Source organism: Rothia sp. HMSC069D01 (assembly GCF_001810135.1).
Lineage (GTDB): Bacteria > Actinomycetota > Actinomycetes > Actinomycetales > Micrococcaceae > Rothia.
In genome coordinates this window covers 1-6660 of sequence record NZ_KV800083.1, presented here as the reverse complement: position 1 = coordinate 6660, position 6660 = coordinate 1, and the positions used below count along the sequence as shown (strand labels likewise).

Here is a 6660-nt window from a genome sequence, read left to right as displayed (position 1 = left end):
CCTGCGGCGGCGACCGGTAACCAGAACGCTACCACTGGTAACCAGAACCAGCAGCGTTCTACCGCTACGGCTACTCCGGCACCGGCTGCGTCCGCTACTGCGGGTACCCGTACGATTCAGGGTACTAACGCGAATACCAATGCGAACAACGCTAATAATGCAAACGCTAACGCCCGCTAAGGGGTTCTAGCGGTTAGCAAAAGGGGCGGCGCTCCACACCGTTGGGTGTGGGGTGCCGCCCCTTTTCGCGTATCTGGGCTTGTTCGTGTATCTGGGTTTGCTCGTAGCTAGGGGTCCAGATATAGCTATCGCCTCCAGTTTCCCTGTAGCGTGTCTGCTACGGGGCTTCTGGAGGCGATATAAGCCGTTGAGGGCTTCTTAGGCTAGAAGTACTAGGCCATGAGGGGCGAGAGGCTCTTAGCGCGCTCTGCGGCTCCCTGCAGGCCGGTTTCTTCGAGCCAGTTGCCAAGCATGAGGTATCCGCTTTCGGTCAGGACCGATTCGGGGTGGAACTGCACGCCGTGCATGGGGGCCTCGCGGTGGCGCAGGCCCATGATGATGCCATTGTCGGTGGTGGAGGTGGTTTCCAGGACCTCGGGCATGGTTTCGGGTACAACCGCCAGGGAGTGGTAGCGGGTCGCGGTGAAGGGGCAGGGCACGTCCTTGAACACGGAGACGTTCTCGTGCACGAGGCGGGAGGTCTTGCCGTGCATCAGCTCGGGGGCGTGGGTGACGGTGCCGCCGAATGCCTCCGCGATGGCCTGGTGGCCGAGGCAGACACCCAGTAGCGGCTTCTTCGCTTCGGCTGCCCAGCGGATGGTGTCAATGATGACGCCTGCCTCTGCGGGGGCACCGGGGCCGGGAGAGACAAGCACGCCATCGTGTTCTTCGGCGAGCTTGATGACTTCGGCGAGCTCGTATTCGTCGTTACGGATGACGGTGGTTTCAGCGCCGAGCTGCTGGATGTAGCCGACGAGGGTGAAGACGAAGCTGTCGTAGTTGTCGATAACAAGGATGCGGGTCATGGCACGTCCTTAGCGCTAATGGTTGATGGTGACGTTCAGGTTGAAGGGGCCGTACTCTGCGAAGTGGGGGAAGACGAATTCCATGAGCAGGTAGACTACGGCGAGTATCAGCACGATGGCGATGATGATGCGAACCCACAGGGGTCCGGGAAGGTGGCGGAAAATCCATGCGTACATCTGCTTTTCCTCTCAGATTTAGGATCCTGCAACGGAGGCGGCAATTTCTGCGGGTGCTCCGGCTGCGGCGGGCTGCCAGGATTCGAGGCGGGCGTGGACAATGTATCGTTCGGTGTCGCCGTAGCGCGGGTGGCAGGTGGTGAGCGTCAGGAGGCGCTCGGTGGGTGCTACGCCGGGCTGTCCGGGGACGGGTTCGATGACTTCTACCTGGTCGGGCTGCACGATTTCGTGGCTGTAGACGGTGTAGGTGTAGTAGCCGTCTTTGGTACGCACGTAGATGTGGTCGCCTTCGGTGAGCAGGTCGATGTCGTTGAGGACTTTACCGCGGGTTTGGCGGTGGCCTGCGAGGGAGAAGTTGCCGACCTGTCCGGGCATGGCGCTTCCTTCGTAGTGGCCGAGTCCGAGGGAGTCGAGCACGTCGGAGCTGGTTCCCTGGGTGGCGGGGCGCTGGTAGTCGGATCCGAACTTGGGGATGTAGACGATGCCGAAGACTTCACCGTGGCCGGGTTCGCTCAGACCGGCGGGAGGGGTGTTGGGGTCCCAGTCGGGGAGGGGTTCGGCGGGGTTGGAGTCGAATTCCTGGACGAGGGTGCTGACGGCTTGGGATTGGGTGCGGTCGGCGTCGATGTTGGTCCACCAGAGCTGCCATGCGACGAAGAGCAACAGCAGGAGGCCCACGGTGATAAGGAGTTCGCCTGTAATCTGGATGATCCAGTGCAGCACGGTGCGGGGGCGGCGCTCTGCGGTGGGTGCCGTTCCTTGGCTCATGCGTTCTCCTTTGTCCTTTGGGTTGTGTATGTTCTTGGGCGCCGGGTGGCGTTCCTTATCTTTCAACGCACGGAGAAGGTGAAATCATCCCGTAAGTCTGCAAAGATAGGTGTGAACATATATTTTTAGGTTACCCATACAACAATAAGCGGAGGAAGTATGTCGACCAACTCGGCTAAGGCATCGTCCAAGAAGAAGTCTCAGAAGTCTGCTAAGTCTGAGGTGGAGGATGCAAGCGAGCTGCGTCTGCGTGAGATTGCTCGTGAGATGGAGAGCGGCACGCAGCTGAAGGAGCAGACTCCGTTGTGGTACCGAGTGATTATGTTCTCGCTGCTGGCGGTGGGCATTCTGTGGATTATTGTTTTCTACATTACGCAGGGCCTGTTCCCGATTCCTGATTTGGGTATGTGGAATGTGAGTGTTGGTGTGGGCGCCATGATGGTGAGCATGCTGATGATGACTCGTTGGCGCTAGAGTTTTAGGCGTTATGACTTAGGCGTTAGAGCTTATAGAGAGGCGGCCGTCCCGTGTGGGGCGGCCGCCTCTGTATGTGTGGTGGGGTGTTATAGGGTTTTATTACCCGGTTCTTATATTCTTATATAAGAATATAGTCTAGTCAGACATATATTTTTAACAATTTGGTTAATTTCAGAATCTTGAATCAATGAACCCTTTAGTAGATTAGGTCGCCTCGTGCCGCTTCGTGGACGCGGCGGGTTACGGTCTCCATAACGGGCGAGTTGATGTTCCAGCGCTGCCAGTAGAGGGGGAATTCTACCGGGGTTGCGGCGAGCTTCACGAGGTGCCCGCTTTCGAGCTCTTCGGCGCATTGCGCCTCAGGAATGAGACCCCAGGCAATACCGGAGCTGACGGCTCGCGCATAGTCCGGAGATGAGGGAATGTAGATGGTGGGGCTTTGGGTGAAGGTTTCTTCAGCCTCTAGACCTACCTCTTTTTCGATGAGGGCTCGCGCCACATCCTGCACAAAGTCTTTACGGTCATATTCGACGACGGGGGCACGATTGAGCTCTTCGCGACTCATGATCTTGGGCCAGCCGGGCAGGTACCGCTGCACGAAGTCGGGGGTGGCAACGCACCAGTAGCGTGCCACACCGAGGGTTTCGACGGAGCAGCCGGGGATTTTTTCGGGTTTGGAGGTGATGACTGCCATGACTTCTCCGGATCGGAGCATAGCGGAGGAGTGGAATTCGCCTTCTCGTCGCAGGTCACAGAAGATGCTGTCTTCGCGGCTGAGGATTCCTACGGCGTCGAGGAACCAGGTAGCGAGTGAGTCGGCGTTGACGGCAACGGAGACGCTCTGGAAGCCGCCGGCGCCCATGAGTTCGCGTTCCATTTCTTGCTGCAGGAATTCGCTTTGTCGGGCGATGCGCAGTACGCTTTGTCCGGCGTCGGTGGGGGTGACGGGGTTGCTTCGGCGTACCAGGACTTTTCCGGCAATCTGTTCCATGGCTTTGATGCGCTGGGAGATGGCGGAGGGGCTCACTCGCAGGATATCTGCTGCCGCGTCGAAGGTGCCGTATTCAATGACGGTGGCGAAGGTGGTGAGCTGGTCGGTACTGAAACGTGTCATAAGAATATCTTACGCAGTGTGAAAATATTTAGATAGATTTAGGGTCCTTTTTCCCGTATTCTCGTCTCTGGAACTTCACACTTCAGCTAACGCAGGCTTTATCCCTGCGTCGCGAGCTTTTGCCTGGCAAGCTGGTAGTAAGAGAGCCGCTACCCACCACTGCGTACGCGGGTTCATACCCCGTTTGATCAACAGAGAAAGTTTCACGATGTCCGCATCCCTCTCCCTGCTGTTTCTGGGTGCTACCACCACGATTTCTTTGGTGGCGGCTATTGGCGCCCAGGGAACTTTTGTGCTGCGTCAGGGTATTTTGGGTCGGCATATTACCCCGATTATTATTTTCTGCATTCTGTCGGATGCTCTGATGATTGGTTTGGGCGTTGTGGGTCTGGGTGCCCTGTTGGATGCGGCGCCGTGGTTTATTGAGGTGTTCCGCTACGTGGGTGCGGCGTTTTTGGCGTGGTTCGGCTACGAGTCGGCGAAGCGTGTTTTCATCCCGCATGCGGTTGTCGTTGAGGAGGGTACCGAGGATGCGCAGTCTTTGAAGGCGGCCCTGCTGACCACGGCGGCGGTCACCTACCTCAACCCGCTGGCATGGTTGGACACAACGATTTTCCTCGGTTCTCTGGCTAATACGCAGGGCGATCCCGGCCGCTGGTGGTATTACCTGGGATGCTGCTGCGGTAGCGTGCTGTGGTTCCTCATGATTGGCTACGGCTCACGAATTTTACGTCCGCTCTTTGCCCGCCCGGAGGCCTGGCGTGTACTTGATGCGGCGGTGGCCCTACTCATGGTGTATCTGGTATTCAACCTGCTGACAGTGAACCTGTCGACCCACTAGCTTCTACCCCTACCTAACCTCTTTACGCCTTGTCAGGCTCTTTTTGCACTCTCTCCTCCTCGCTGAGGGGTATGAGTACTTCGTTCTTGGGCATGGTAAGCAGGCCCAGGTAGATATCGCGAATAACCAGGATGTGCTTAATTCGCGCAATCATGGGCTTGAGGAAGCTTCGGGCGTATTTTTCGTCGCTACTGGTGGTTGCGACAAAGCTGAGTCCGGAGAACACGGCAACGATCATGGACACCTTGATGACCACGGCGTTGATGTTGGTGTCTACGCCGAGGATTTTGAGGTGTTCGGGTTTGACGGTCATCCACGATTCAATGGTGGTATCGCTAATGGCGATGGACGAGAAGCCCATGAAGAATCCGAAGACGAGCAGCATGAAGAGGGTCGCCTGAATGATCTGCCCGATCATGGGGATGATGATGAGGTTGCTCCAGGGCGCGATTTTGAGGGGTCGGTGTTCAAGGATTTTCTGCTCTTCGACCCAGTCTTGGGCGGTGTTCCATATTCCACCTTCGAGGGCTGCGGCATGCTCGTAGTCGCTCTCGCTAAACCTTGCGATGTCGTCGCCTCTGTTGCGTCCTAGAAGGCGTGCTGTGCGCTCTAGGGAGGTCGTGACGACCACGAACACGGCGAGGAGCCCCATGAGCCCCAGAACAGCCCAGGTGCGCGGGAAGCTGAGCCCGTTGGCGAGCTTCCAGAGGTCTGCATTCACGAAGATGAAGAGCACGGACACCATGAGTACGGGTAGTACTTTCGCGATCATGGGCGGCAGGGAGGCGAGCTGGTGGATGGCGTGCTTGAGGGACCAGCCGAGTACGGTATCTACGCCCAAGAAGATGGCGAGGTAGATTCCGATAACAATCAGGGGGAAGACCTGTCCGCCGTCATAGACGAAGTCTATGCCTTCAAGAGTGCTTGCTTCGAAGACGCCGGTGGTGAAGAGCATTCCGGCAAAAAGTAGGGTAAGAATACCCGTGGTGATTTGAACCCACTGCGGGGTACGGACCATCAGCATGTGAGCAAGAGCGATGAACGCACCGGAGATAATCGGCATAACGAGGAAAATCCCGCCGAGTACGAGCACTGGGAGTACTTCGTTGCTGAGGGCGCTATCGCTTGTGAGAGCTTTGATGTAGTTCGGTAGGGAACCCTTCACGTCCTCTACGACGAAGAGGAGAATGTCGCGCAGGAAGATATAGCAGATATGCATGATGCCAGCCCACAGGATCCACGGCACGGAGCGTGGGAACGCATCGAGAGCACGTTGACGGGCAGGAATAATGAGGGGCACGCCCTGTTTACGGAACCAGATATTGCTCTGCTTTAGCATGTCAGCCCTGGTGTAATGGTGAGGTTGCGCCTCTTCTGCTGTGGCTTTAGTACGCAGCCGCGCCCAGATGGGGCGTGCGTCCTTCTGCTGCGGGGTGTTCTGGTCCTGTGTGCTCATGACATACCACTCTACAGGGGTTGAGAACCTCTTTTATCCGAAGGCCCCTATAGCTCTTCTCGCTGGAGTTCAGTTCCAATGAAACGACTGTAGGCACCCATAAGTAGGGCTGCTGCTGCTTCCTGTTCAGCGTAGATGCCCAGTTCCTCGTCTTCACGACCAGTGTAGGTGCCGCTACTGATTTCGAGCAGGGATAACGGTCCTTCTGCGGTCTCCGGTGCCAGGGCATCCAGGATGAAGCTCAGGCTTTCTTCTGATTCTTCAGCTACTCCCAGGAGGCGTCCCAAGTGTGTACCCGGGTAGGGTGCGATGGTGAGGACGTCTTCGTTCTCGCATTGGATAATGCGTGCGACAGGAATGATATCCCCGGCTGCGGTCTCTTCGAGCAGTAGCTCAGTGGAGAGGTCGATATGGCTTTCCTCGCTCTGTAGGAGCTGCCTGGGCCACCAGAGGTGAATGTATTCGGTCAGTGCCGCCCAGGTTTCGTGAGGCTCCAGTGTGCTCTCTACGTAGAGGGCTGCCGTTCGTTCTTCACCGTTGTGTTGGTGCTGCTGATCGACGGGCTCTGGTGCGTGGGAAAACATGGGGTAGTGCATGGTTCTACTCTATCCCAGTGTGTCTGTGAAGAGCATTCTTCCTTGTAGTCAGAGCCATAGACAAGGGTCTGAGGGTACAAAAAAAGGGGGCAGACCCATGCGGGTCTGCCCCCTTTCTAACTTTAGCTGTTAAAGCAAAAGAGCCCGCGCAAGCGGGCTCTTTTTATTGCCTATTGGATTGTTATCCAAAAACCATACAGTGAACG

9 protein-coding genes are annotated in these 6660 nt (G+C 57.0%); 3 read left to right on the top strand and 6 right to left on the bottom strand.

Going from position 1 to position 6660, the window contains the following annotated elements; translation table 11 throughout:
* On the top strand, positions 1 to 180 hold a 180-nt coding region (locus HMPREF2710_RS02060; RefSeq protein WP_210388899.1), incomplete at its 5' end, for a hypothetical protein.
* 212 nt (positions 181 to 392) lie between these two features.
* On the opposite strand, the gene HMPREF2710_RS02055 is transcribed toward HMPREF2710_RS02060, so the two are convergent.
* Genes HMPREF2710_RS02055 through HMPREF2710_RS02050 form a run of 3 tightly spaced genes read right to left on the bottom strand, consistent with a single transcriptional unit; the run spans position 393 to position 1970 of the window.
* A complete protein-coding gene (locus HMPREF2710_RS02055; protein WP_012904364.1) occupies positions 393 to 1025 on the bottom strand; it encodes an aminodeoxychorismate/anthranilate synthase component II in 633 nt (210 codons plus the stop codon).
* 15 nt (positions 1026 to 1040) lie between these two features.
* Positions 1041 to 1202 (bottom strand): hypothetical protein, encoded by a 162-nt coding sequence (locus HMPREF2710_RS09445; RefSeq protein WP_005507386.1) that lies wholly within the window; start codon positions 1200 to 1202, stop codon positions 1041 to 1043.
* A gap of 18 nt (positions 1203 to 1220) precedes the next feature.
* Positions 1221 to 1970, bottom strand: a complete 750-nt coding sequence (locus tag HMPREF2710_RS02050) for a class E sortase (protein ID WP_049352863.1) — start codon at positions 1968 to 1970, stop codon at positions 1221 to 1223.
* A gap of 159 nt (positions 1971 to 2129) precedes the next feature.
* On the opposite strand from HMPREF2710_RS02050, the gene HMPREF2710_RS02045 reads away from it, so the two are divergent.
* Positions 2130 to 2444, top strand: coding sequence for a cell division protein CrgA (locus HMPREF2710_RS02045; protein WP_005507388.1), 315 nt, complete (start codon positions 2130 to 2132; stop codon positions 2442 to 2444).
* 199 nt (positions 2445 to 2643) lie between these two features.
* Here the strand turns inward: HMPREF2710_RS02045 and HMPREF2710_RS02040 are convergent, their stop codons facing one another.
* Positions 2644 to 3561, bottom strand: a complete 918-nt coding sequence (locus tag HMPREF2710_RS02040) for a LysR family transcriptional regulator ArgP (RefSeq protein ID WP_012904366.1) — start codon at positions 3559 to 3561, stop codon at positions 2644 to 2646.
* Positions 3562 to 3769: 208 nt separating this feature from the next.
* On the opposite strand from HMPREF2710_RS02040, the gene HMPREF2710_RS02035 reads away from it, so the two are divergent.
* Positions 3770 to 4402 carry a LysE/ArgO family amino acid transporter gene (locus tag HMPREF2710_RS02035; RefSeq protein WP_044150899.1) on the top strand — a complete coding sequence of 211 codons (633 nt, stop codon included), beginning with the start codon at positions 3770 to 3772 and terminating at the stop codon, positions 4400 to 4402.
* 22 nt (positions 4403 to 4424) lie between these two features.
* Here the strand turns inward: HMPREF2710_RS02035 and HMPREF2710_RS02030 are convergent, their stop codons facing one another.
* On the bottom strand, positions 4425 to 5858 hold the full coding sequence (locus HMPREF2710_RS02030; protein WP_070599265.1) for a D-mannonate dehydratase: 1434 nt from the start codon (positions 5856 to 5858) through the stop codon (positions 4425 to 4427).
* Positions 5859 to 5905: 47 nt separating this feature from the next.
* Positions 5906 to 6442 carry a GTPase gene (locus HMPREF2710_RS02025; RefSeq protein WP_231840270.1) on the bottom strand — a complete coding sequence of 179 codons (537 nt, stop codon included), beginning with the start codon at positions 6440 to 6442 and terminating at the stop codon, positions 5906 to 5908.
* Positions 6443 to 6660 lie beyond the last annotated feature (218 nt).

Excerpts from the sequence above, each read along its gene's own strand:
- HMPREF2710_RS02050 (WP_049352863.1), bottom strand. The coding sequence starts at position 1,970 with ATGAGCCAAGGAACGGCACCCACCGCAGAGCGCCGCCCCCGCACCGTG.
- HMPREF2710_RS09445 (WP_005507386.1), bottom strand. The coding sequence starts at position 1,202 with ATGTACGCATGGATTTTCCGCCACCTTCCCGGACCCCTGTGGGTTCGC.
- HMPREF2710_RS02030 (WP_070599265.1), bottom strand. The coding sequence starts at position 5,858 with ATGAGCACACAGGACCAGAACACCCCGCAGCAGAAGGACGCACGCCCC.
- HMPREF2710_RS02055 (WP_012904364.1), bottom strand. The coding sequence starts at position 1,025 with ATGACCCGCATCCTTGTTATCGACAACTACGACAGCTTCGTCTTCACC.
- HMPREF2710_RS02045 (WP_005507388.1), top strand. The coding sequence starts at position 2,130 with ATGTCGACCAACTCGGCTAAGGCATCGTCCAAGAAGAAGTCTCAGAAG.
- HMPREF2710_RS02035 (WP_044150899.1), top strand. The coding sequence starts at position 3,770 with ATGTCCGCATCCCTCTCCCTGCTGTTTCTGGGTGCTACCACCACGATT.
- HMPREF2710_RS02040 (WP_012904366.1), bottom strand. The coding sequence starts at position 3,561 with ATGACACGTTTCAGTACCGACCAGCTCACCACCTTCGCCACCGTCATT.
- HMPREF2710_RS02025 (WP_231840270.1), bottom strand. The coding sequence starts at position 6,442 with ATGTTTTCCCACGCACCAGAGCCCGTCGATCAGCAGCACCAACACAAC.